We start from the raw sequence: 24,255 nt of genomic DNA on the forward strand, positions 1-24,255 counted from the left end.
CGAGCCCAGCTGTACAATTTTCTAATAAAAGAGAGTGTACATAATCTGGATATAGACATGCCATCGTAATCGCCAGTCTTCCTCCCATTGAGTAGCCAAGTATATGTACTTTTTCAATATGAAGGTAATCTAGTAGTTCTTTCATTTGCAATGCCACATTTCGGATATCATAATGCGCAACATCTTCAGGACTCTCCGTCTTTCCGTGCCCAACAAGATCAACTACAATAACTTGAAACTGCTCACTCCATGAAGAGATAAAAGAACGCCACGTTTCCATGCTTCCCGTAAAACCATGAAGAAGTAGAAGTGGTTCCCCGCTTCCGACTACTTCATATTCATACGATACACCTTGCAGCGTTACGTTCATTTTGATTCACCTTGCAACGATGTAGTAATTACGTCCTGTGTTTTTGCCCATAACGTACGGTGCAATGTTAAGTTTTCATCACGATTCGTACAAATTTCCACAACGTGTAAACCTTCTGTCGTCGTTCCTTTTCGAACTTCTTCTCGGAATTGCTCCCAACCATTTACACGGCTAAATGAACCGCCGTACATTTTGACAACGTGCTCATAATCAAGTCCAATTGGTGTTCCAAATAATGATTCAAAATGTTCCTTTTTCTCATACTGTGGTAAGAATGAGAAAATACCCCCACCATCATTATTTACAACGACAATTGTTATATTTAATTCATGTAATTTCGCTGCTAACAGTCCATTTAAATCGTGATAAAATGATAAATCACCAATCACTAATACAAGTGGGTCGCAAATAACGCTCGCTCCTAGAGCTGTCGAAATGATTCCATCAATACCATTTACACCACGGTTTGCCATCACATGGATGTTTTTATCCGATGTGAAGAAGAATGAATCTGTATCACGAATTGGCATACTATTGCTCGCAAATAACGTTGCGTCTTCTGGTAATACGCGCACAATATCTGTAATAACCTTTCCTTCAAATGCAGTTTCATATGCTTCCATTTCGCGAAGCGTTTCCTTCGTTTTTTCGTTTATATGTTGCCACATTAGGGACCAATCATTCTTTTTCATAACTGGCATTTTTTCTATTAATGTCTTGCAGAATTCAATGTCACTTGCTTGCACAACTTCTGTCGCAACAAGAGCTGGATCTCTCCATTGTCCTGATTCATCGACAACGATATGAACTGCTTTCGTTTGTTTTTTTATGAACTGCGTTAATGATTTAGAAACAGGCATACCACCAAAGCGAATTAAAACGTCCGGTTTCCATGTTTCTTTTAACTTTTCATTTCGTAAAAATGTATCATAACAGTCAATTACCATCGTTTTATCGTGGTGTCCGCTACGAATATTAGAAAGTGGGTCTGCTAATATAGGATAGCCAGTTTTTTCAGCTAGTTGCGTTGCAAACATTGCAATTTCTGCATGACTATCATCTCCACAAATAATAAGCCCCTTTTCCATATGTGAAAGGCGCCCTACAAGAGAATCTACATATTCACTCGGCATCACCACGTTTCCTTGCTGAACTACTCCTGTATATTCACTACGTCCTTTATCCCATAAGCTTTCTAGTGAGAAATCAGGGATAAGTGGCTCGCGAACTGGAAAATTAAGATGAACAGGACCCTGCGGTGCTAAACAAGCATTTGCTACTATACGCTGCGTCGTCATACGAGCGTAATGATACATCGCTTCACTTGCTTCTGGCAGTGCCATCTCTGTAAATTGTTTCACAAAAGTACCGTATAAATTAAATTGATTCATTGCTTGTGGTGCACCCACATCTCTTAATTCATGCGGTCTATCCGCTGTTAAGACAATAAGTGGGACCCTTGAATGAAAAGCTTCACATACAGCTGGATAATAGTTCGCTGCTGCTGTTCCTGACGTACATAATAATGCTACTGGGCGTTTTTTTGCTTTCGCAATACCGAGCGCGAAAAACCCTGCTGATCTTTCATCTACATGTAAATATGTGTTCATTCCTTCGTGTTGTTCCATTAGTAAAGCAATCGGCGTTGACCGTGAGCCTGGACTAATGACAACATCACATACATCTAGACGCGTCAGTTCATCCACGAACGCGCCTAAATAATATGATAATGCTTCTATATGATTGTTCATTTCATTAATTCCTCCAAAGCACCAAGCATCGGTCTAAACTTCAAACTTGTTTCTTCATATTCAAGCTGCGGGATTGAATCAATTACAATACCACAACCGGCAAATAAGGATGCTTTCTCGCCGTTTAATAATCCGCAGCGCAGTGCAACCGCAAATTCACCATTTCCTTCATCATCTATCCAGCCAATCGGTGCACCATACAATCCTCTGTCTAACAATTCAACATCACGGATCAGTTTCATCGCTTCCAAACGAGGTGTCCCGCCAAGAGCTGGTGTTGGATGTAATTCTTCTACCATTGTTAAAAGACTCGCATCGCCTTTTGCTTCTACAGGCGTATATAAGTGAATTAAGTTTTTCGTTGTTAATAAACCTGGGCTTTCCGGAATATTAACGTATTCGCAATGTTCATTTAGTACCGAGCGGATCATGTTAACAACATACCCATGTTCAGCTAAATTCTTTTCATCATGAAGAAGCGCATTACTATTTCGCTTACTTTCTTCTATAGAATGACCATGACCGATTGAACCCGCAAGACACATCGATGTAAATTTCTCATCTTCTTTGCGAATTAATCTCTCAGGCGTCGCTCCTAAGAAGCATGCTCCTTTATAATCAAAAGAAAATACGTAACAATCCGGTTGACCAATGCGAAGTGCTTCTAAAACAAGAGCAGAATCAATCGACTGATTCATCTCTACTTTTAGTTCCCTCGCCAATACAACCTTCTGCACGTTACCCTGCTTCATCTCATCTTGTACTTTTTCAATTGCTTTCATCCAGCCTTTCGGATCCACTTCTACTTTAGAAATAACAGTCAATTTCGATCCGTTTAGCGCACATTTACTCTCTCCCAAAATCTTCTCTTCTAAAGAAATCATTTCGTTAGAAAGAGTTTCTGCACAATCTGTTGCTGAAACAAATGTATTCATCGTTAACCATGCTTTTTCATTTTTTACAGTTAATAAAAATGCTGGTAGTGAAAATGTCGTATCTTTAAATTCTTTCCATAGGTCCGTTTTCTCTTTTTCTGGATCAAAGGAAAAACCACCAAATAAAAGCGGACCCGTTCCAAATTCATATTCATCTCTTTGGACAAATGCATTCTCTTTTACTTTCTCCCACTCCTCGCGAGCGGTTTGAAAGCGCTTATGAGAAGAATTTGCTATAGTGAAAACAGAGCCAATTCCTGCAAATATTACATGCTGAGCCGGGTCTGCAAAATAACATCTATTTTCGAATGAAATCCTTTTTCCTGCTGCATAGAACAGAAGCGGATCCACCCAGTCTATTTGTTTTACAAAACTAACCAATGTTTTTTCGTTAGTTGCACGCTTGATAGCTGCAATAAGAACTTCTTGCAAGCCTTTTTGTTTCGTTTGAATCACAATTGTCTCCCCCCTATGGGCGAAAAATAGTCATAATTACGCTTGATTTTAAGATACACCTCAAACGAAAGGCCTGTCAACGTTTAGCATTTCTGAGAAATTCACCTTCTCTTCCTAGAAAATAAACGTTGACACTAAATGATGCTTTTTCTACACTTAGTTGTGTACAATATGTGACCAAAGGAGGATTCAACATGGAAATGAACGTCAAAACGAATTCCTCTCCTACGGCGCCAAAGCCAAGTAAGCAAACCGGCTGGCGCATCTGGTGGAGTTTACTACGTCCCCATACATTAACAGCAGCTTTCGTGCCTGTTTTCATCGGAACAGCATATTCGATGCAGGTCGGAGGTATAAATCAAATACATCTTCCTCTTTTCCTTATGATGCTTCTTGCTTGTCTTCTCATTCAAGCAGCAACAAACATGTTTAATGAATACTTTGATTATAAAAGAGGACTCGATCACGAAGGTTCAGTTGGTATCGGCGGCGCTATCGTTCGCGATGGCATTCAGCCAAAAACAGTGCTTAACTTAGCATTTGGATTTTTCGGCATCGCAATACTATTAGGTGTTTATATTTGTATGAATTCTAGCTGGTGGCTTGCTGCAATCGGTCTTGTTTGTATGGCTGTTGCTTACCTTTATACAGGTGGCCCACTTCCAATTGCATATACACCATTTGGAGAGTTGACAGCCGGATTATTTATGGGTGTCATTATTATTGGGATTTCATTCTTTATTCAAACTGGAACTGTAACATCAGAAGTCATTTTACTATCTATTCCAAGCTCCATTTTAATTGGTGCCATTTTACTAGCGAATAATATCCGTGACTTGGATGGCGATAAAGAAAACGGTCGTAAAACGTTAGCAATTCTCGTCGGACGTGAGCGAGCTGTTGGTGTACTTGCTTCGATGTTCATCGTTTCCTACATTTGGACAATTGCTTTAATTATCGTGGGCATCGTATCACCATGGATGCTTATCGTATTTTTAAGTGCTCCGAAAGCATTTAAAGCGACGAAAGGCTTTATCGGCAAAAGCATTCCGATGGAAATGGTACCTGCGATGATTGCAACAGCAAAAACAAATACAATCTTCGGTTTCCTAATGGGAATCGGATTATTACTTGGATACTTTCTATAAAAGGAGCTGCTTATGCGGCTCCTTTTTCATATCTAAAATTCATCTCATAATTCCTACTCTCAACGCTCATACTATGTAAAGAAACTGAATTGTAGGAAGGTGGACGACTATGTTAACTCCACAACAAGTAGGTCAATTTAAATCCATTTTAGAAAAACAAAAACAAGAACTAGAGCAAACGATACAAACTCATGAAAATACAGATCGTGCTTCTGAACGTGACTCAGTAGGAGAACTGTCTAGCTATGACAACCATCCAGGTGATATGGCTACAGAGCTATATGAACGGGAAAAAGACTTCGGGCTTATTGAACTTTGGCATAAACAGCTTGAGGACACGAAACATGCCTTGCAAAAAATAGAAGCGGGTACGTACGGCATTTGCGAAGTGTCTGGCGAAGAGATTCCATTTGAAAGATTGGAAGCAATGCCGACTGCTACAACATGCATCCAGCACGCGACAAATAAGTTAAATATGAATACACGACCAGTTGAAGAAGAAGTGTTGTCTCCTTCTTTCCACAAGCATGATGAGGACAATTCTGTTGAGTACGATGCGGAAGATGCGTGGCAAGATGTCGCAAATTACGGAACATCTGAAACGCCGTCTGATTTAGAAAGACAAGATTCAAAAAACTATAATGGCATGTATGTAAATAGTGAAGAAAACGTAGGCTACGTGGAGGATTTTGAAAACTTTATCGGTACGGATATGTACGGGAAAAACCCACAGGTTTTCGCTACAGAAGAGCATGAAGAATATGAACAAATGCTTGATGATTTTGAAGAACGTACCTTCAAAGGTGAATTATCTTCAAATGAATCTAGTTCCAAAGAATAAAAAAAAGCATTCCGAAAATCGGAATGCTTTTTATCGCTAGCTAATTAGTTTTTTGTAACGTTAGCAGCTTGTGGTCCACGGTTACCTTCAACGATTTCGAAAGAAACTTCTTGACCTTCTTCTAAAGTTTTGAATCCGTCACCTTGGATAGCTGAGAAGTGAACGAATACATCGTCTCCACCTTCAACTTCGATGAAACCGAAACCTTTTTCGCTGTTGAACCATTTAACTTTACCTGTTTGCATGTCATGTACCTCCTAAATAAAAATGAAACTATGAATCCACATGAAAAGGTGGATATAAAGGACATGAATGTATAACAAGCTTACAGCCTTTAATTCAACGTGCTTTATTTCCGTACCACATTATGTAGCTCAATAGTGATTTCACTATATCACGCTATATCCAAAACGTCAAATGAGAACACTTTCATCCCACCATTTTTTTATAATTTTAATATAATGTTGAATTTCCATATTCATATATTATCCCGCCATTTGTGGACAGCTTGATTGGCGGGAGCTGATAATCAGTTTTGGCTGGTTCCACTTTATTTGAAAATTAACAAAACTAAAGTATTCTAATCCTATTAAATTCTGTACAATATAAGTATCTATTACATACGAGGTGAAAAAAATGAGAGCACACGAAATCGAGTATAAGTTATATGGCGATGATATGCAGTTTGTTGAAATTGAGTTAGATCCAGAAGAAAGCGTGATCGCAGAAGCTGGTGCAATGATGATGATGGAAGATTACATAGAAATGGAAACAATCTTTGGTGATGGTTCTGGCCCATCTGGAGGGTTATTCGGAAAATTAATGGGCGCTGGTAAACGTCTCGTTACAGGCGAAAGTATGTTTATGACTGTATTTACAAATACAGGTCACGGCAAGCGCCACGTCTCATTTGCTGCTCCTTATCCTGGTAAAATTATTCCTGTAGATTTAACAGAGTATCAAGGAAAAGTAGTTTGTCAAAAAGATGCCTTTCTTTGTGCCGCAAAAGGTGTTTCCATCGGAATTGAATTTACGAAAAAAATAGGAACTGGTTTCTTCGGTGGTGAAGGTTTCATCATGCAGAAACTTGAAGGTGATGGCCTTGCTTTCATGCACGCAGGTGGAACTGTATATAAACGTGAATTAAAACCTGGTGAGAAACTTCGCATTGATACAGGTTGTCTCGTTGCTATGACAAAAGACATTAACTATGATGTCGAGTTCGTCGGTAAAGTAAAAACAGCTCTATTTGGCGGCGAGGGTTTATTCTTCGCAACATTAGAAGGTCCTGGAACAGTTTGGATTCAGTCCTTAACACTTAGCCGCTTAGCAGCACGCCTTACAAGCCCAGCAGCGCAAAGTACTGGCGAAGGTAGTGTATTAGGTGGACTTGGTCGTTTATTAGATGGGAAAGAGTAAACTGTGCCCTTATGTAGGCATGGCCATCAACTAATAAAATAATAAAATTAAAACACCCTTACTTGCAGTAATGCAGTGAAAGGGTGTTTTAATTTACGTCTACAAACGAGAAAAAGCAGTTAAAATAAAGTAATAAGGTTTACTTCAGGAAAATAAGGTATATTATATTTGTTGAATAGATTCTCTTTAGAGACAAGAAAAGTAGGTGAACAAAGTGGGAAAATATCAATTGGATTCCAAAAGTCAGGTAGCTGTGGCAAAGTTCCATGAAAAACAGAAACCTGCCAAATTTGATAAAAAGCAACAACTTGAAAAATTGCGTACGGAGTATTTGAAAAAGAAGCAAAAACAAACAGATAAATAATACGTTTTGTTTTTCAAATTTTTCTGTATATAGTGTAAACAAACACAAGAAAATAGGTAAGTTATTCATCGTTCAAATATATACAGGCTATTTTTTCAAACCTCTTACTTATGCAACTAACGCATACGTCAGTTCATTAAGAATAACTAAAAAAGTCGATTCCTTGAGATGAAAAAGAGTAAACAGTGCCCTTATCAGGCACTGTTTTATTTTGACGTTATAATTTCCTCCACTGATTTAGATAAGCGATACAAGCTATTCCCCACCTCCAAAAGAATGAATCAAGTTCCTCACTGCATATATTAAACTATACTTTTTCTTAAGGAGGGCTTCCTTAATGCGTACTCCTTTATCCTTTGATAAAGACACTGCCATACTGTTAGCTTCTTGTTGTGAGTTAACGTATGAACAATATAAACAAAATGGCATTTTCGAAATACCAGATGGTTTTCAATATGTACAAGGGTTTCAAGGAAAGGCCATTCAAACAACAGAATGGTTCGGATTTATATTAGAATCTGAGGATACAATTATTGTTGCCTTCAGAGGCACTCAAACAGATCCAGATTGGATTATTGATTCTCTCGTCAATCAAAAACCTTATCCTTATGCTTTAAATGGCGGAAATGTCCATAACGGTTTTCTCTCTATTTATGAGTCTTGTCGTGATTCTATTATGGATATGCTCGTATCATTGCCAGCACATAAAAAACTGCTAGCTACTGGGCATAGTCTAGGTGGCGCGCTTGCCACATTACACATATTAGATGCACGTATAAATACTGCCTTCGCACAGTATGGACTTTATACATTCGCTTCTCCAAAAGTAGGAGATATCGCTTTTCGAAATTATTATAAACTACAAGTAGCTAGTAGCTTTCGTTTCGTCAACTTGTTCGATGTCGTCCCACTTCTCCCTCCCCGAAACATAAATTTTAATGATCATGATTGGGAGTATGCACACGTCCATCACAACATGACATTTACAAAAAACACAAAATCCATTACAAATAATCATTCCATTACAACATACAAAACATGTCTGACTTCTCATTTTTAACCAGTAAACAATTGGAAATAAAATATTCGTATACTATAATAATGTATGAAGTTATTTTTGGATGAGGGGACCTTACATGTTAAAATTTATCTTCGCACTTTTTCTTATTGTAATTTTTACGGTTACAGGTTTCTTTACATTTTCATACTTTGCGACAGGAGAGTATGATGGGGCAGGTATCATATATACCACTGTTCCATTTCTTTCTTAAGCAAAATAAATAAAACGAGCTTAATTTTATTAAGCCCGTTTTATTTATTAATATCCATTTCGGTTGGTAAATCGATAATATATCTCCCAATATAGCAACCTCTTTAAAACTGTTTAACTGCATTACCGATACCCCAAATTTCATTACTGTACTGCAAAATCGTTCGATCGCTCGCAAAATGACCAGACTGTGCAATATTTAAAATCGACATTTCTAGCCACTTCGTTCGGTTCTCATAAGCTCTACCGACAGCCTCTTGTCTTTCAGCATATGGACCAAAATCTCGCAGAACGAAATATTCATCGTTTTGAATAACGAGAGAATCGTAAATCGCTTCAAATTCAGCTCCCGATTGTGCAAAGAAACCATTTGTTAATTGATCAACTACTTTTTTAATGTGTCTATTGTGGTGATAATAATCACTTGCACGATAGCCACCATTTTGATAGTAATGAAGAACCTCTTCGGCCGTTAAACCGAAAATAAAACAGTTATCATCACCGACCCGGTCTTTTATTTCAACGTTAGCACCGTCTAGCGTTCCGAGTGTAATCGCACCATTCATCATAAATTTCATATTACCTGTTCCCGATGCTTCTTTACTCGCCGTTGAAATTTGTTCACTTACATCCGCTGCTGGGAATATATCTTCAGCTAAAGAAACTCGATAGTTTTCTAGAAAGATAACTTTCATATATTGACTGACATACGGGTCATTATTTACTTTTCTTGCGAGTTCATTTATTAATTTAATAATTTTTTTCGCGTAATAATAGCCAGGTGATGCTTTCGCTCCAAAAATAAAAGTACGCGGATAAAATGTAAAACTAGCATCCTCTTTCAAACGGTTATACAAATATAAAATATGAAGAACATTTAATAATTGTCGTTTATAAGCATGTAATCTTTTCACTTGCACATCAAAAATAGAATTTGGATCAATGGTAATCCCCATTGTATTATGAATACGCTCCGCTAAAATCTCTTTACGCTCTTGTTTTACCTCTGCAAATTTCTCTTGGAAACTCGCATCATATTGAACTAATTGTAGCTCTTGAAGCTTAATCGGTTCTTTCTTCCACTCCGTTCCAATCGCCTCTGAAATGAGATTTGTTAACTGTGGATTTGCTTTCATAAGCCAGCGCCTATGAGCAATTCCATTCGTCTTATTATTAAACTTATCTGGATAAAATTCATAAAACAATCGCATTTCCCGCTGCTTTAATATTTCCGTATGAATTTTTGCTACACCGTTTACGCTATGGCTACCGACAATCGCTAAATGAGCCATTTTCACAAGGTCATGTGCAATAATCGCCATTGCTTCAATACGATCCCACTCATACGGATACTGTTCCCACAGTTCATGACAGAAACGTTCATTAATCTCTTCAATAATCATATAAATTCTCGGTAATAACGGTTTAAAAATGTGAATTGGCCACTTTTCGAGCGCTTCTGATAACGTCGTATGATTCGTATAAGAAATCGTCTGCGTCGTTATGTGCCAAGCTTCTTCCCATGCTAACTTTTCTTCGTCTAGTAAAATACGCATCAGTTCTGGAATTGCTAAAACCGGATGTGTATCGTTAATGTGGATCGCAATTTTTTCATGTAGTTGACGAAGGTCACCATATCTTTCTCTATGCATTCGAACGATATTTTGCAAACTTGCTGATACGAGGAAATACTGTTGTTTTAAACGAAGTATTTTTCCCTCATCATGCGTATCATCTGGATATAAAAACTCCGATACAGCCTCTGTTTCACGCTTATATTTCAAAATATCTTTGCAGTTTTGCGGGAAAGGAACTGGTTCAGCATTCCAAAGTCTAAGTGTATTTACAGTACTCGTCTCATAGCCAACTACCGGCACATCATATGGCACGGCCATAATGACTTCTGCATTTGTATGCCTAAACTCTAAACGCCCGTCAATTTCTAGCGGTTCAACACTGCCGAAATAACTTACTTCTACAGCTTGATCATACCTTCTTACTTCCCATACGTTTTCATGAAGAAGCCACTGTTCTGGAAATTCAACTTGATAACCATCAACAATTTTCTGATCAAACAAACCATGTTTATAACGAATTCCACAGCCGTGTCCTGGTAAGTTTAAAGATGCGAGTGAATCGAGAAAACAGGCTGCTAAGCGTCCAAGCCCACCATTACCAAGGCCTGCATCTGCTTCCACTTCTTCTAACTCTTGTAACGAAATCCCTAGTTCAGATAACCCCTGCTCGCATACATCTCGAATACCTAAATTCAAGATGTTACTTCCAAGCAAACGTCCAAGCAAAAACTCAATAGACAAGTAATACATTTGCTTTTGCTCTCCGGATCGATAACTCTCGTTCGTTGCAATCCATTGACTATTCATATACTCACGTACCATATGGCCGAGTGTATTATATTGATCACGAGTTGTAGAATCTTTAAAACTTTTACCATACATCGTCTCTAACTTTTCTAGAAAAGTTGATTTAAAACTTTCAACATGAGTAAACATTTTTTCACCACCTACATGTTATTCCATGAGACTTTTATACAATTCCTTATAAGCAAGAGCCGATTGCTCCCAGCTATAATCTTCAGTCATCGCTTGTTTTACAAGCTGCTCCCACACTGGTTTATCATGATAGAATTCAATTGCACGATGAATCGTATGCAGCATGTCATGTGCATTAAAATTCGTGAAACTGAAACCATTTCCTTCTCCAGTTTCTTCATCATAAGAATGTACCGTATCGTTTAACCCACCTGTTTCTCTTACAATTGGAATCGTACCGTATGCTAATGCGATAAGTTGTCCAAGTCCACACGGTTCAAACAGCGATGGCATTAAAAACAAATCGCTTCCCGCATACACTTGGTGAGCTAATTCTTCATTAAATCCGATATAAACTTTTACCTTCTCCGGATACTCATATGCCATCCACTCAAAGAATTGCTCATATTCCGAATCACCTGAACCTAAAATAATACATTGTATATCTTCTTCCATTATTTCGCGGAATACAGTACGTACTAAATCAAGACCTTTTTGCTTCGTTAATCTCGTTACCATTGAAATAATTGGTGTATCCTCTTTTTCTGGCAAACCAAAATAACGCTGCAAGGCGCGTTTATTTTCACTCTTTTCATATAATGACTCTGCATCATACTGAGCCTTAATATACGAATCCGTTTCTGGATTATATACGCTCGTATCAATACCATTTACAATGCCGCTAAGCTTATCATTATATTTTCGCAGTAATCCATCTAACTTCTCACCGAAAAATTCATATTGAATTTCTTCCTTATACGTCGGGCTCACCGCTGTAATTTGATCCGAAGCAATAATACCGCCTTTCATAAAGTTTACGTTTCCATAAAACTCTAGCTGCTCACTATGAAAATATTCATCACCAAGCTCTAACAAGTCGTACATCACTTCAGGAGGAAATACTCCTTGGAACTGCAAGTTATGAATTGTATATACCGTTTTAATACGCTCATATAACGGGTTATCTTGATACTTTTCACGAAGTAAGAAATTAACCATAGCCGTATGCCAATCATGGCTATGAAGAACATCCACTTCAAAATCAAGGTGCGGAATACACTCTAACACTGCTTTTGAGAAATAAGAAAAACGCTCTCCGTCATCGTAATGACCATACAGAGAATCTCTCTTAAAATAATATTCATTATCTATTAAGTAATACGTAATTCCGTCTTGCTCACCTTTTAAAATTCCACAATATTGATTTCTCCACCCAAGAGGGACGTTAATTACTTTATGTAACGTACATCCATCTCTTAACTTTTGCGGAATGAGACTATAATTCGGAAGTATAATACGAACGTCCACTCCTAATTTTTTTAGCTCTTTTGGGAGCGCACCCGCTACATCAGCTAATCCTCCCGATTTCACAAACGGTACACATTCTGATACTGCAAATAAAATATTCACTTGTTGTCCCACTGCGCGAAAAGTTTTTATTACTCCTCTTGCAGCTTCCTCCCTTCGAGTTTTCATTTAAATTAAAACTTTAATCAGTGGAGGAAAAAGCCCCCACTGATTCTTTAGGAATAACTATTAATCGTACTGTTTTGTACGCTTCCTTTTTCTACAACATACGGCTCATCGGCGCTTCCTTTTAATACGACACCGTCGCCAATTTTCACGTCTTTATCAATAATAACACCGTCTATTATACAGTTATCTCCAATTTGGCTCTTTTGCATAATAATACTGTTACGAATAATTGAACCTTTTCCAATTTTAACCGAACGGGAAACAACACTGTTTTCGACTTCCCCTTCAATAATACTGCCATTTGCAATCATTGTATTTTTCACGACTGCACCCTTTAAATAACGAGTTGGTGGCTCATCTTTTACTTTCGTAAAGATCGGTGCTTCTTTCTTAAATAATTGCTTCCAAATAGCAGGTTGCAAAATTTCTAAGCTATGTTTATAGTAACTTTCAATCGAGTCAATAATTGCTACATATCCAGTATGTTCATATGTAGCAATGTGTAATGATTTCCCGCGCTTTTCTCTCACTACATCAAATAAACTGTATTGTTCCACACCTTTATATGACTCAAATAAGTCTAACAATAATTGTTTCTTTAACACGTATGTTTGAAGCGAAACCCCTTCATGGCAAACTTCTGTAATATCAGCTGCCGTATGTATATGTCGCTCTAACACCGCTTGAAAATTTAATGCTGTTACGAGATGGCTATTCGTAATAACAACGTACTCTTCTCTGCTTCTTAGAAAATAATCAATATGTCTTCTAAAGTGTGCAAAAGACCCAAATTCATCTTGGTCACATTGGCAGTTTGGCGGGAATAAAAATAGTCCGTCTCGTTTTCTATCTAAATCCCACTGTTTTCCTGAACCAACATGGTCCATTAACGAACGATTTTTATGGCTTGTAAAAACTGCCACACTATGAATACTAGAATTCACCATATTTGAAAGCATGAAATCAATGAGTCGATAACGGCCCCCAAACGGTAACGCCGCTAGTGAACGATGCCCTGTTACTTTCTTTAAGGAAGGAAAACTTCCCGTTGCATTAATAATTCCTAACATTTTTTCTCCCATTCATTTCATCCCCCTTTTCTATTTCCCTTCAGCAATTAATACTACATCGTCAACATTCTTTTCTGGACGAATGATTGTTCCATCTTCGATAACCATTTCTGATCCAACAATCGCTCTTTCAATCACAACATTTTTACCAATCTTAGCCCCTGGCATAACGACAGAATCAATCACCATACTTCCTTCTTCCACCGTCACTCCTTGGAATAACACAGAATGCTTCACGTCCCCTTCAATGACGCATCCTTCGTTAATAAGCGATTCTTCTACTTTCGCCTTTTCAGCAATATATTGAGGCGGTTCGTTTGGATTGACAGAGTAAATACGCCAATTACGATCGTTTAAATTCAGTGATGTTTCATCGCGAAGCAAATCCATATTCGCTTCCCATAAGCTCTTCACCGTTCCAACATCTTTCCAATATCCTTCAAACGGATACGCCATTAACTTCTTCCCTTCATCCAATAAAAGCGGAAGTACGTCTTTTCCGAAATCGTTACTAGATTCAGGGTTTCTTGCATCCATCTCTAAATACTCTTTCAAAATTGACCAATTAAAAATATAGATTCCCATTGATGCAAGATTACTTCTTGGAAATTGTGGTTTCTCTTCAAACTCAACAATCTCCATTTCTTCATTTGTATTCATAATGCCAAAGCGACTCGCTTCATCCCAAGGTACTTCAATAACAGAAATGGATACGTCCGATTCTTTCTCAATATGGTAATCTAGCATCTTACTGTAATCCATTTTATAAATATGGTCGCCTGATAAAATAAGAACATACTCTGGTTCATATTGACTTAAATAGTTTAAGTTTTGATAAATGGCACTTGCCGTACCTGTGTACCACTTCACACCTGAAGACTCCGCATAAGGAGGTAATACTGTGACTCCACCGCTTACTCGGTCTAAATCCCATGCATTGCCGATTCCGATATAATTATGAAGTTCTAGTGGTTGATATTGCGTTAAAATCCCAACCGTTTCAATACCAGAATTTGCGCAGTTACTTAGCGTAAAATCAATAATGCGATATTTACCACCAAATGGAACAGCTGGCTTGGCTAAATTTTTTGTTAATGCACTTAATCGACTACCTTTTCCCCCTGCTAGTAACATTGCTACGCACTTTTGTTTTTGAGCCATCTTGTTTTTTGCTCCCCTTTCTCGTCTTCACTGGTCGTAATATGGATACGCCAAATGGTGGAATTGTAATCTCTACATGTGCTGCTTGATTATGGTACGGTTCTAGAATCGTCTTAAGACGTTTCTTATTCACTTGCCCCGAACCGCCATATTGCTGTGCATCACTGTTTAAAATCTCGTTATAATACTCGAAATCTGGTACACCTACTTTATAGTTTTCATATGTAGCTTTCGTAAAATTACATACGATAACTAACGCATCCTCTTGTTTATCCCCTTGGCGGATAAACGAGAAAATACTTTGCTCGTTATTATTAGCATCAATCCACTGAAAACCTTCAGGCGAATGATCAAGCTGCCAAAGTGGTTTTGAGCGCTTATACAATGCTATGAGCTCTTTAAAGTAATCATGCATATAACGATGCATTTCAAAATCATGTAAATTCCAATCTAAATCTTCAAGGTCTTTCCACTCATCAAACTGTCCGAATTCCCCTCCCATGAAAAGTAATTTCTTTCCTGGGTGAGTAAAGAAATATCCATATAATAAACGAAGCTGAGCAAACTTATCCCAGTAATCACCTGGCATTTTATTTAATAACGACTTTTTCCCATGAACGACTTCATCATGAGAAAGCGGTAATATGAAGTTTTCAGAGTACGCATATAGCAAAGAAAACGTCATTTTCTCATGAATGTGTTTCCTATATTCAGGCGCACACTCCATATATTTCAGCACGTCATTCATCCAGCCCATGTTCCATTTGTAATTGAATCCAAGCCCACCTTCATACGTTGGAGTTGTTACAAGTGGCCAAGCTGTTGAATCTTCTGCCGTCATAAGAAAATCTTCATCCTCTGCAAACACTGCTTCATTTAACTCTCTTAAAAATGAAACAGCATGCTCATTACTTTGCTCTTGTCCTTCTTTATTCCAGTACAACATGTTCGCAACTGCATCTACTCTGAAACCATCAATATGGAAATATCTCATCCAAAATAACGCATTTGAAATTAAGAAATTACGTACCTCTCTCTTTCCTAAATCAAAATTGACAGTTCCCCATACTGGATTTTCTTGTACATCTTTATCTTTATATTCATAGGTCGGTGTGCCATCAAACAAATATAAACCGTGAGCATCTTTACAAAAATGCCCCGGCACCCAATCTAAAATGACACCGATTCCATATTTATGACATTCGTCGACAAAATACATTAAATCATGCGGTGTACCAAATCTACTCGTCGCTGCATAATATCCCGTTCCTTGATATCCCCAAGAACGATCATATGGATGCTCAACAAGCGGCATAATTTCAATATGTGTAAATTGATGTTCCACCACATATGGAATGAGTTCTTCTACCATTTCCCTGTAAGAATACAGTGTTCCATCTTCTTTCTTTTTCCAAGAACCAAAATGCAATTCATAAACTGTCATCGCTTCTTTATAAATCGATTTTTTCTTTTTCTTACGAGTCCAGTTTTTATCATTCCATTCATATCCCTTTATATCAAAAACTACAGATGCCGTATTCGGTCTTACTTCTGCATATACAGCATACGGATCTGCCTTTAAAATGACGTCACCAGCCAACGTTTCAATCGCATATTTATATATTTCTCCTTCTTCAATATGCGGTATAAACAAGGACCAAATGCCTTCTTCTGTCACTTGTAGCATTTTATGTTGCTCATAATCCCACTCATTAAAATCTCCAACAACACTCATTGCTTTCGCATGAGGAGCCCACACTGTAAATCGTACCCCTTGAATCTCACCTTCCGTCACAACATGTGCGCCAAAGATGTTATAACTTTCATAGTACTTTTCTGTATGAAACTCATCTCGTTTCACTTCTTCACAATTTATTACACTCAATATGCTCACCTCACTTAGATGACAGAATTTTTTATACTTTAACTATTTCTGCGAAAAACTGCAATATCCTTGTTAATTTATAAAAAACATTCGTTTTTTTCTTAAAAATGTTAGTTTTCCTTCACATTTCCGTGTAAAATATCGAATTTTGACGAATATTCATTGAAAACGCTTTATTATCCTTCTATATTTTTATCAATTATTTTTTCTCAACCTTTATTTTATTATGTTTATCCTATTTTTCATGCTACTTTCCACTTAAAATCAAAACAAAATAATCTGTCATAAAAAAATGTTTCTCAATATTTTTTGTCACAATTTTATTGAAATGCGAAATTCATAAGCATATACTTGTTCTCAATAAAGAACATTGATCTTTCGTAACTACAATTCATAGCGGACTACTATGTTTACTTATTTATCCTTGTTGCGAACGGTTGCTATACAAATTTAACTAGGAGGCTTTCTTATGTCATTAAAACAAAAAGTAGGAATGGGAGTTATCACCGCTTCACTTGGCTTATCCCTTACATTCGGCGGTGTATTCGCCTATTTCAGTGATTCAGAAACATCAAGTAACTCATTTCAAGCTGGAACACTAGATCTTTCTATTAATCCAAGTGTAATCGTTAATGTGAAAGATTTAAAACCAGGTGATTTTATTGAAAGGAACTTCAAGCTTGAAAATAAAGGTACATTGGATATCGCAAAAGTAGCACTTGAAACATCATATGAAGTTACAGATGCAAAGCAAAATAATGACGGTGAAGATTTAGGTGATCACATTATCGTCAAGTTTCTAGTAAATGATGGACAGCCATCTAATCCAAACGATGATCATGAGATTGTGTGGGAAACAAAACTATCACAATTAAAAACTATGAAACCTGAAGATGTCGCTACGTCTCTAGAACGTCATAACTTAATAGATGGTATTAAATCTGGTGAAACAGATTACTTACACGTCCTCTTCTCATTTGAAGATAACGACCGAGATCAAAATAAATTTCAAGGTGATTCCCTGCAGCTAAACTGGACATTCCATGCTGAGCAAACAGCTGGCGTGGAGAAATAATTTTTAAAAATATAAATTACCGGAGGCCTATAAATGAAAAAGAAAAATCGTTTTGTTACCGGAATTGTAACAGCTGGCGTTTTGTTTTCAACTGCTATTCCGTTCAATGTACTTGCTGAAAATCCTATTAACCAAATTGAATCTTCAAATGCTCATTCTATATTATCTAAGCTTTCTAAAGAACAACGCCTGGCATTACAAACGGTAGATGCCAACCCTGGTTTTACAATTTCACCAGATATTAATACGAGTAGTTCTGAGCCTGTAAATATCATCGTAGAATTTCAAACTGCTCCAGTAAAGATTAATGAATTAAAACAAAAAGAAAAAGGATTACAGTCTGCTCCTGAAAATATAAAAGCACGTATTGATCAAGAACATGAAGAATTCGAAAAAGGACTAAAACGTCTTTATCAATTCAGCCCATCAGTAAAATCAGGAAACTTCCAGTCTGTACAAATTAAACGTTCTTATAAGCATGCGATAAATGGTGTTGCGATGACATTACCAGCAAATACAGTAGAAGAATTGTTACGGATTGGCGTTGTAAAACGCATTTGGAAAGATTACGAAGTGAAATTAAATTTACCAAAACAAGCTGAGCAAAAAGCACCTCAAAAACTAACAGATAGCATCCCGCAAATTGGAGTAGATAAGTTACATAGTGAGGGCATTACCGGAAAAGGAATTAAAGTTGGTGTATTAGATACAGGTATTGATTACAATCATCCTGACTTAAAAGACGTATATAAAGGCTATCGCGCGAAACCTGGTGAGGACTCTAGCAAAGTAGACCCAAACTCAGTAAAGGGTTGGGACTTTATTAATAACGATGCAGATCCAATGGAAACTACTTATTCAGAATGGCAACAATCTGGTGCTCCTGAATTTGATAGCCGTGGTTCTTCCTTCTACACAGCCCACGGCACTCACGTAGCAGGTATCGTTTCTGCACAAAAGAAGAACCAATCTGATTCAGCAGTAAAAGGTGTTGCACCTGGCATTGAACTGTATAACTATCGTGTACTCGGCCCATACGGAAGTGGAGATAGTTCAGGTATTATCGCTGCAATTGATAAATCCATTTCTGACGGTATGAACGTTATTAACTTATCGTTAGGTGATGATAGCAACAATCCTCTTGATCCAACATCTATCGCTGTTAATAACGCGATGCTTTCAGGCGTTGTTACAGTCGTTGCTGCTGGTAACTCTGGACCGAATCCATCAACACTCGGATCACCAGGTGCTTCGCCATTTGCAATTACGGTTGGAGCAAGTGATAGCTCTATTTCCTTACCGAAACTATCAGGTCATGCTGGACAATTACAATTTCCTAACCTAATTCTATTCGGCAAAAACTTCACTGATAAAATAGAAGATTTCAAGGGACAAACTTTACCTATTGAATCTGTAGGAATTGGTACGCCTGACGAGTTTAGTAAAAAAGATGTAAAAGGAAAAATCGCTCTCGTTGCACGCGGTACACTGTCATTTGATGAAAAGATTGCTAATGCAAAACAAGCAGGTGCAAAAGCCGTTATTATTTATAACAATGTGGATGGAGAAATTCCTTTCTACGTTGGCGAAAGTACAAAATACATTCCAGCATTCCGCCTAACGAAAGAAGACGGTGAAAAACTAAAAGCTCAAATCGAACAAGGTAGCACCTCCTTAACTCTCGATGAAATTAATTACATTCAAACAGAAGGCGATCATCTTGCAGACTTTAGCTCACGCGGTCCTGTTACAGCAAATGATGATATTAAGCCTGATATTACAGCGCCTGGTGTCGCTATCCTTTCAACAGTTCCTGAATATATTAACGACCCGCAAGAGGGTGAAAACTACGCTGTTTCCTATGAGCGTATGCAAGGAACATCTATGGCTTCTCCTCATATCGCTGGCGTTGCTGCTCTAATTTTACAAGAACACCCAGACTACTCTCCGTTCGATGTAAAAGCGTCTCTTATGAACACAGCTAATGATTTAAAAGAAAAATATTCCGTATATGAAGTTGGAGCTGGGCGAGTAGATGCTTACAACGCCGTTCGTACAGAAACAAGCTTTAAAGTATTAGATACGACACAAACTGTTGTAAATGATGAAGTAATTGAAGTACCCGAAGAAACTGGATCTATTGCATTCGGTAAGTTTTATCAAAAAGACGGTGAAGCTCTTGAACAAAAACGAAATATAAAAGTAACTAATCATAATAAACAAGAGAAAAAAGAATTTAAAACAGAAATTTCTTATACACCAGCATCGTCTACTATTAACGATGCTGTCGCAAACGGTGTAAAAATCTCTGCTCCAGAAACAATTACTCTTGATGCTGGCAAAACAGGTGAAATTGAAGCAAAAATTAATGTTCCAGCCGGTGTGAAACAAGGCCGATATGAAGGGTACATTCATATTACGAACACAAAAAATAAAGAAGAAACATATCAAATCCCATTCTCTATTCGTGTATCAGAGCCTGGTATTGAAAATGCCATATTATCAAGAAAAGCAATTTCAACTGATACATCAAAGTTTAATCCATATGGTGAATCATATGTTCACGGGGCATTCCAATTAAATAGCGAACTTGAAACGTTAGATCTTATCGTGAAAGATTCGAAAACAAATAAAGCACTCGGCTTCATTGGAACATTAAACACGAGTGGCCTAAAAACGGATGTGTATTACTACTTAGAATCCTTCTTTAACGGAAAAGTGTATCCTTTTACAAATGATCCTGCAAAACCAATCGGTGATGAGAAAATCAACTTACCAGAAGGAGACTACACAATTGAGTTTGTTGGCTATGATAAAGCTGGAAAAGCACGTGTGAAAGGTGATTATATCGTAATTGATAATACACCACCAGAAGTGAAATTAACTGGATTAAAACCTGGTATTTACGAGTTAAATGAAGAAAATTATACAGTAGAAGATGGCAAAAAAGCACTATGGATTAAAGGAAATGTATACGATTCAAACGTTGATTACTTAAGAGGAAAAGGATTAAACATTACACAAGAAGCGAATGGCGTTATGTACTATGACTATTCTCCATACTTGCATAAGTTTTTACCGATTAATGCAAATGGCGACTTTAAAGTTGGCATTACACCTGACTCCTTCAGAACGGAAGGTCCAATGAACACAGGCGTATATATTTTCGATTATGCAACTGCAGGTCCTGACTATCCAAACGGTGTAAATAACTACTGGTTTATCCCGCAAGGTGCTCAATATGCAAAAACTAGTTACGATAAAAAAGAATTATATAAAAATGACGAGTTCACAGTAACACTAAACGCGAAACACGTAAAACAATTTGTTGCTGGGCAATTTAATGTAAACTTCCTAGAGAAGAACTTCAAATTTGCAAATGCGAAATTGAATCCTGCCTTTGAAAAACTTCTTTCTGAAAAAGGGGTAACAGCAAAAGTAAATGAACCGAAGCTAGAAGCAGGCTCTGTTACAGTTGGCGGTGCTATCGATGACAAAAACTTCGCTGGATTAGATGGTGATTTCCCGTTCATTGATGTAACTTTCAAAGTAGAAAATGATGAGTTTTATGAAGCAAATGCTCAATTAGAGTCACCAGTGTTTGTATACTGGAAACCAGGAGAAACAGAGCCAAATAGAATGCGTGTCCTTCAAGATCAATCATTCTCAGTAATGTCCTTAAACTCACTAGTAGAAGGAAATATTAAACCTGGTGCATTCTTAAATGAACGTGGATATTTAGATGAAAAGTTAGATTATACAAAGCTTGGCGTAAAAGTATATGCGACTGATTCTTACCGTCATAAGTTTGAAGGCTCACTAGATAAATACGGATACTTCAAATTAAATGGACTTCCTGTTAATAAACGCGACTACAACTTATATGTAGAAGTACCAGGGCATTTAACAAGCCGCCTAACTACGAAACTAGGTACTGAAAAAGACGGCAAGCTACTTGGCCAATATTATTATGCACGCCTTGATGAAAACCTTGCAGGTGATGTAAATGGCGATAAAGTAATTGATATAAAAGATGCTGAAATTATCGCTAGCAACTATAGTAAAAAAGGACTATCTGTGAAAGACGGCGACCTTAACAAAGATGGTATTGTCGACGAAAAAGATATTCGCTTCGTTGAAAAGAACTTCTTGAAAAAAGGTCCAGATGCATCTAAATCACAAACACCTGTTGAAAAATCAAAAAGCGGTACACTGGCAGATATTTTAAAGAAATTAGGATTAACGCCTAAAAAATAATAATAAAGAGCACTCTACTTAAAGTAGGGTGCTCTTTTCTATAAACGACCCTGATCCAGCAAAAGGGGTATATTGGGGATATACAAGGGAAACCGGAAAAGGAATTTATATTAAATTATATGAATTCAGAGGTAGGAAGCAGTGTCCCGCCCCTGAATGATTTAGCAATTATTATAGTACTGGTGCCATTGTTTCTTTTAATACTTTTACAGAATGAGCGAACTTCGCTTTTTCTTCTTCATTTAACTCAAGCTCTACGATTTCACGTACACCTTCGCGGTTAATTACAGCTGGAACACCTACGTAAGCATCTTTCTCACCGTATTGGCCTTCAAGGTATGCAGATACAGTTAATACGCTGTTCTCGTTGTTTAAGATTGCTTTAGTTACACGAAGTAGTGACATACCGATTCCGTAGTAAGTTGCACCTTTACGCTCGATGATATGGTAAGCTGCATCACGTACATTTTCGAAGATTTTATCTAAGTCTTCTTGTTTGTACTGTTCGTTGTTAGCTAAGATTGTTTCTAGTTTTTGTACACCGATAGTAGCGTGGCTCCATACTGGAAGTTCAGTATCACCGTGTTCACCAACGATGTAAGCATGAACGTTACGTGGATCTACATCTAAGTAGTCACCTAACATGTAACGGAAACGAGCAGAGTCTAAAGTAGTACCAGAACCAATTACGCGCTCTTTTGGTAAACCAGATTCTTTCCAAGTTACGTAAGTTAAAATGTCAACTGGGTTAGTTGCGATTAAGAAGATTCCATCGAATCCGCTATCCATAATACCGCGAACGATTTGTTTAAAGATCTTTGTATTTTTCTCAACTAAGTCTAAACGAGTTTCACCTGGCTTTTGTGGTAATCCAGCAGTGATAACTACTAAATCTGCATCTTTACAATCTGCATAGCTACCGCTCCAAACTTTTGTTGGTGATGGAGAGAATGGTACCGCATGGCTTAAGTCCATTGCTTCCCCTTCTGCTTTTGCTTCATTAACATCTACTAATACGAATTCTTCAGCTACACCTTGGTTGATCATTGAGTAAGCGTAACTACAACCTACAGCTCCTGTTCCTACTAATACTACACGATTGATACCTTTTTTCATGGTAATTTCCCCTCTCTATTGTTCACATATATTTTTTTATGATTGTTTAAGTAATTAATTAAAATACTAATTTAATGTTGTTTAACTTCTTTACATTCATATTGTAGCACGTATTATTGTGAATTACTTCACAAATTATGACCTATTTGTGAACTTTTTCACATAGAGTGTAAAGTTATTGGAATAGGTGTGGAATCCATTTCAATGGAGGCGTTTTCTTTAGATTGTGAAAGGGATTTTCTTGTGGTTTTTGTCGGTAAGTGAAATTATACCAGCGATTTTTGCAATATATCGACTTACCGACAATACTGACAACATAAAAAAGCTGTCTTCAGTAGATCACAGCTATTGAGAGAAAGCAGCTTCTTCTATATATTATTTATTTTCCACAGTAGCTCCCAGATGCATTTTCATCGGTTTCTCCAAGTGTAGGAGGCTACAGCCATACAGCTGGGGTAAAAGTTCAAGTTGAAGTTAATTCCTTCATATTCATACAGGTCCAAATAATTAACATGATTGTATTTACGGCTCTCTATGTACCCAACTGCAACAGCGAATACTTCATATTTCTTCTATTGCATAAAAAAGCAGACTATCCAAAGTCCATTTTTATACAACAAAAAAGAGATAGCAGATTATGCTATCTCTTTTAGTATGACCCGTACGGGATTCGAACCCGTGTTACCGCCGTGAAAGGGCGGTGTCTTAACCACTTGACCAACGGGCCAGTTCTGGCAGAGAAGAAGGGATTCGAACCCTCGCACCGCGTTCGCGATCTACTCCCTTAGCAGGGGAGCCCCTTGAGCCACTTGGGTACTTCTCTATAAATATGGCTCCGCAGGTAGGACTCGAACCTACGACCGATCGGTTAACAGCCGATAGCTCTACCACTGAGCTACTGCGGAACAATTATGGTGGGCCTAAATGGACTCGAACCATCGACCTCACGCTTATCAGGCGTGCGCTCTAACCAGCTGAGCTATAGGCCCATAATTGAAAAGCGGGTGAAGAGAATCGAACTCTCGACCAGAGCTTGGAAGGCTCTTGTTTTACCACTAAACTACACCCGCATTAAATTGTAAATGGTGAGCCATGAAGGACTCGAACCT

18 protein-coding genes and 5 tRNA genes are annotated in these 24,255 nt (G+C 37.6%); 8 read left to right on the top strand and 15 right to left on the bottom strand.

The window, feature by feature from the left end; all coding sequences use genetic code 11:
• From MR107_RS23805 to MR107_RS23815, 3 genes are all read right to left on the bottom strand, one after another.
• Positions 1-370: alpha/beta fold hydrolase (locus tag MR107_RS23805; protein ID WP_242292803.1), on the bottom strand; the 370-nt coding region annotated here is incomplete at its 3' end.
• Complete coding sequence (gene menD / locus MR107_RS23810) at positions 367-2,121, bottom strand: 2-succinyl-5-enolpyruvyl-6-hydroxy-3-cyclohexene-1-carboxylic-acid synthase (RefSeq protein WP_074553561.1); 1,755 nt, start codon at positions 2,119-2,121, stop codon at positions 367-369. The genes MR107_RS23805 and menD, both read right to left, overlap by 4 nt.
• Positions 2,118-3,512 (bottom strand): isochorismate synthase, encoded by a 1,395-nt coding sequence (locus MR107_RS23815; protein ID WP_242292804.1) that lies wholly within the window; start codon positions 3,510-3,512, stop codon positions 2,118-2,120. Before MR107_RS23815 ends, menD begins: the two co-directional genes overlap by 4 nt.
• A 194-nt stretch (positions 3,513-3,706) precedes the next feature.
• Between MR107_RS23815 and MR107_RS23820 the strand changes: the two genes are divergently transcribed.
• Positions 3,707-4,660 carry a 1,4-dihydroxy-2-naphthoate polyprenyltransferase gene (locus MR107_RS23820; protein WP_000425770.1) on the top strand — a complete coding sequence of 318 codons (954 nt, stop codon included), beginning with the start codon at positions 3,707-3,709 and terminating at the stop codon, positions 4,658-4,660.
• Positions 4,661-4,769: 109 nt separating this feature from the next.
• Positions 4,770-5,501, top strand: a complete 732-nt coding sequence (locus tag MR107_RS23825; protein WP_000957396.1) for a yteA family sporulation protein — start codon at positions 4,770-4,772, stop codon at positions 5,499-5,501.
• 44 nt (positions 5,502-5,545) lie between these two features.
• On the opposite strand, the gene cspD is transcribed toward MR107_RS23825, so the two are convergent.
• On the bottom strand, positions 5,546-5,746 hold the full coding sequence (gene cspD / locus MR107_RS23830) for a cold-shock protein CspD (RefSeq protein WP_001193054.1): 201 nt from the start codon (positions 5,744-5,746) through the stop codon (positions 5,546-5,548).
• 391 nt (positions 5,747-6,137) lie between these two features.
• Here cspD and MR107_RS23835 point away from each other — a divergent pair, with 391 nt between their 5' ends.
• From MR107_RS23835 to MR107_RS31410, 4 genes are all read left to right on the top strand, one after another.
• Positions 6,138-6,920, top strand: coding sequence for a TIGR00266 family protein (locus tag MR107_RS23835; RefSeq protein WP_001201257.1), 783 nt, complete (start codon positions 6,138-6,140; stop codon positions 6,918-6,920).
• A 214-nt stretch (positions 6,921-7,134) separates the two neighbouring features.
• Entirely contained in the window at positions 7,135-7,284 is a 150-nt protein-coding gene (locus MR107_RS23840; protein ID WP_000521639.1) for a hypothetical protein, read from the top strand.
• Positions 7,285-7,621: 337 nt separating this feature from the next.
• Positions 7,622-8,344 (top strand): lipase family protein, encoded by a 723-nt coding sequence (locus MR107_RS23845; RefSeq protein WP_001260111.1) that lies wholly within the window; start codon positions 7,622-7,624, stop codon positions 8,342-8,344.
• A 76-nt stretch (positions 8,345-8,420) separates the two neighbouring features.
• Positions 8,421-8,555 carry a hypothetical protein gene (locus MR107_RS31410; RefSeq protein WP_000911075.1) on the top strand — a complete coding sequence of 45 codons (135 nt, stop codon included), beginning with the start codon at positions 8,421-8,423 and terminating at the stop codon, positions 8,553-8,555.
• 103 nt (positions 8,556-8,658) lie between these two features.
• Here MR107_RS31410 and glgP read toward each other — a convergent pair whose 3' ends face one another.
• From glgP to glgB, 5 genes are all read right to left on the bottom strand, one after another.
• A complete protein-coding gene (gene glgP / locus MR107_RS23850; protein ID WP_000494108.1) occupies positions 8,659-11,067 on the bottom strand; it encodes a glycogen phosphorylase in 2,409 nt (802 codons plus the stop codon).
• An 18-nt stretch (positions 11,068-11,085) separates the two neighbouring features.
• A complete protein-coding gene (glgA, locus tag MR107_RS23855; protein WP_071739813.1) occupies positions 11,086-12,516 on the bottom strand; it encodes a glycogen synthase GlgA in 1,431 nt (476 codons plus the stop codon).
• Positions 12,517-12,629: 113 nt separating this feature from the next.
• On the bottom strand, positions 12,630-13,664 hold the full coding sequence (glgD, locus tag MR107_RS23860; RefSeq protein WP_000504168.1) for a glucose-1-phosphate adenylyltransferase subunit GlgD: 1,035 nt from the start codon (positions 13,662-13,664) through the stop codon (positions 12,630-12,632).
• 18 nt (positions 13,665-13,682) lie between these two features.
• Complete coding sequence (gene glgC, locus MR107_RS23865) at positions 13,683-14,813, bottom strand: glucose-1-phosphate adenylyltransferase (RefSeq protein ID WP_000057619.1); 1,131 nt, start codon at positions 14,811-14,813, stop codon at positions 13,683-13,685.
• Entirely contained in the window at positions 14,761-16,698 is a 1,938-nt protein-coding gene (glgB, locus tag MR107_RS23870) for a 1,4-alpha-glucan branching protein GlgB (protein ID WP_017656851.1), read from the bottom strand. Before glgB ends, glgC begins: the two co-directional genes overlap by 53 nt.
• Before the next feature lie 469 nt (positions 16,699-17,167).
• Here glgB and MR107_RS23875 point away from each other — a divergent pair, with 469 nt between their 5' ends.
• Both MR107_RS23875 and MR107_RS23880 read left to right on the top strand, forming a co-directional pair.
• The gene (locus MR107_RS23875) at positions 17,168-17,773 is read left to right on the top strand and encodes a CalY family protein (RefSeq protein ID WP_088362133.1); all 606 of its coding nucleotides are present in this window, start codon (positions 17,168-17,170) and stop codon (positions 17,771-17,773) included.
• A gap of 33 nt (positions 17,774-17,806) precedes the next feature.
• Positions 17,807-22,030 (top strand): S8 family serine peptidase, encoded by a 4,224-nt coding sequence (locus MR107_RS23880; protein WP_242292805.1) that lies wholly within the window; start codon positions 17,807-17,809, stop codon positions 22,028-22,030.
• Between the two features lie 171 nt (positions 22,031-22,201).
• Here MR107_RS23880 and MR107_RS23885 read toward each other — a convergent pair whose 3' ends face one another.
• From MR107_RS23885 to MR107_RS23910, 6 genes are all read right to left on the bottom strand, one after another.
• Complete coding sequence (locus MR107_RS23885) at positions 22,202-23,146, bottom strand: L-lactate dehydrogenase (RefSeq protein ID WP_000715339.1); 945 nt, start codon at positions 23,144-23,146, stop codon at positions 22,202-22,204.
• Between the two features lie 655 nt (positions 23,147-23,801).
• Positions 23,802-23,873: transfer RNA gene (locus tag MR107_RS23890), tRNA-Glu, on the bottom strand.
• Between the two features lie 5 nt (positions 23,874-23,878).
• A tRNA-Ser gene (locus tag MR107_RS23895) sits at positions 23,879-23,969 on the bottom strand.
• 7 nt (positions 23,970-23,976) lie between these two features.
• Positions 23,977-24,051: transfer RNA gene (locus MR107_RS23900), tRNA-Asn, on the bottom strand.
• A 7-nt stretch (positions 24,052-24,058) separates the two neighbouring features.
• Positions 24,059-24,135, bottom strand: a tRNA-Ile gene (locus MR107_RS23905).
• Positions 24,136-24,145: 10 nt separating this feature from the next.
• A tRNA-Gly gene (locus MR107_RS23910) sits at positions 24,146-24,216 on the bottom strand.
• Positions 24,217-24,255: the final 39 nt, after the last annotated feature.

Origin of the sequence: Bacillus cereus group sp. BfR-BA-01441, from assembly GCF_022663075.1 — a bacterium.
In the GTDB taxonomy this organism is placed as follows: Bacteria; Bacillota; Bacilli; order Bacillales; family Bacillaceae_G; genus Bacillus_A; species Bacillus_A cereus.

Coding starts and splice junctions, on each gene's coding strand:
- glgP (WP_000494108.1), bottom strand. CDS start 11,067: ATGTTTACTCATGTTGAAAGTTTTAAATCAACTTTTCTAGAAAAGTTA.
- MR107_RS23825 (WP_000957396.1), top strand. CDS start 4,770: ATGTTAACTCCACAACAAGTAGGTCAATTTAAATCCATTTTAGAAAAA.
- MR107_RS31410 (WP_000911075.1), top strand. CDS start 8,421: ATGTTAAAATTTATCTTCGCACTTTTTCTTATTGTAATTTTTACGGTT.
- glgD (WP_000504168.1), bottom strand. CDS start 13,664: ATGGGAGAAAAAATGTTAGGAATTATTAATGCAACGGGAAGTTTTCCT.
- MR107_RS23845 (WP_001260111.1), top strand. CDS start 7,622: ATGCGTACTCCTTTATCCTTTGATAAAGACACTGCCATACTGTTAGCT.
- menD (WP_074553561.1), bottom strand. CDS start 2,121: ATGAACAATCATATAGAAGCATTATCATATTATTTAGGCGCGTTCGTG.
- MR107_RS23820 (WP_000425770.1), top strand. CDS start 3,707: ATGGAAATGAACGTCAAAACGAATTCCTCTCCTACGGCGCCAAAGCCA.
- cspD (WP_001193054.1), bottom strand. CDS start 5,746: ATGCAAACAGGTAAAGTTAAATGGTTCAACAGCGAAAAAGGTTTCGGT.
- MR107_RS23835 (WP_001201257.1), top strand. CDS start 6,138: ATGAGAGCACACGAAATCGAGTATAAGTTATATGGCGATGATATGCAG.
- MR107_RS23875 (WP_088362133.1), top strand. CDS start 17,168: ATGTCATTAAAACAAAAAGTAGGAATGGGAGTTATCACCGCTTCACTT.
- glgC (WP_000057619.1), bottom strand. CDS start 14,813: ATGGCTCAAAAACAAAAGTGCGTAGCAATGTTACTAGCAGGGGGAAAA.
- MR107_RS23885 (WP_000715339.1), bottom strand. CDS start 23,146: ATGAAAAAAGGTATCAATCGTGTAGTATTAGTAGGAACAGGAGCTGTA.
- MR107_RS23880 (WP_242292805.1), top strand. CDS start 17,807: ATGAAAAAGAAAAATCGTTTTGTTACCGGAATTGTAACAGCTGGCGTT.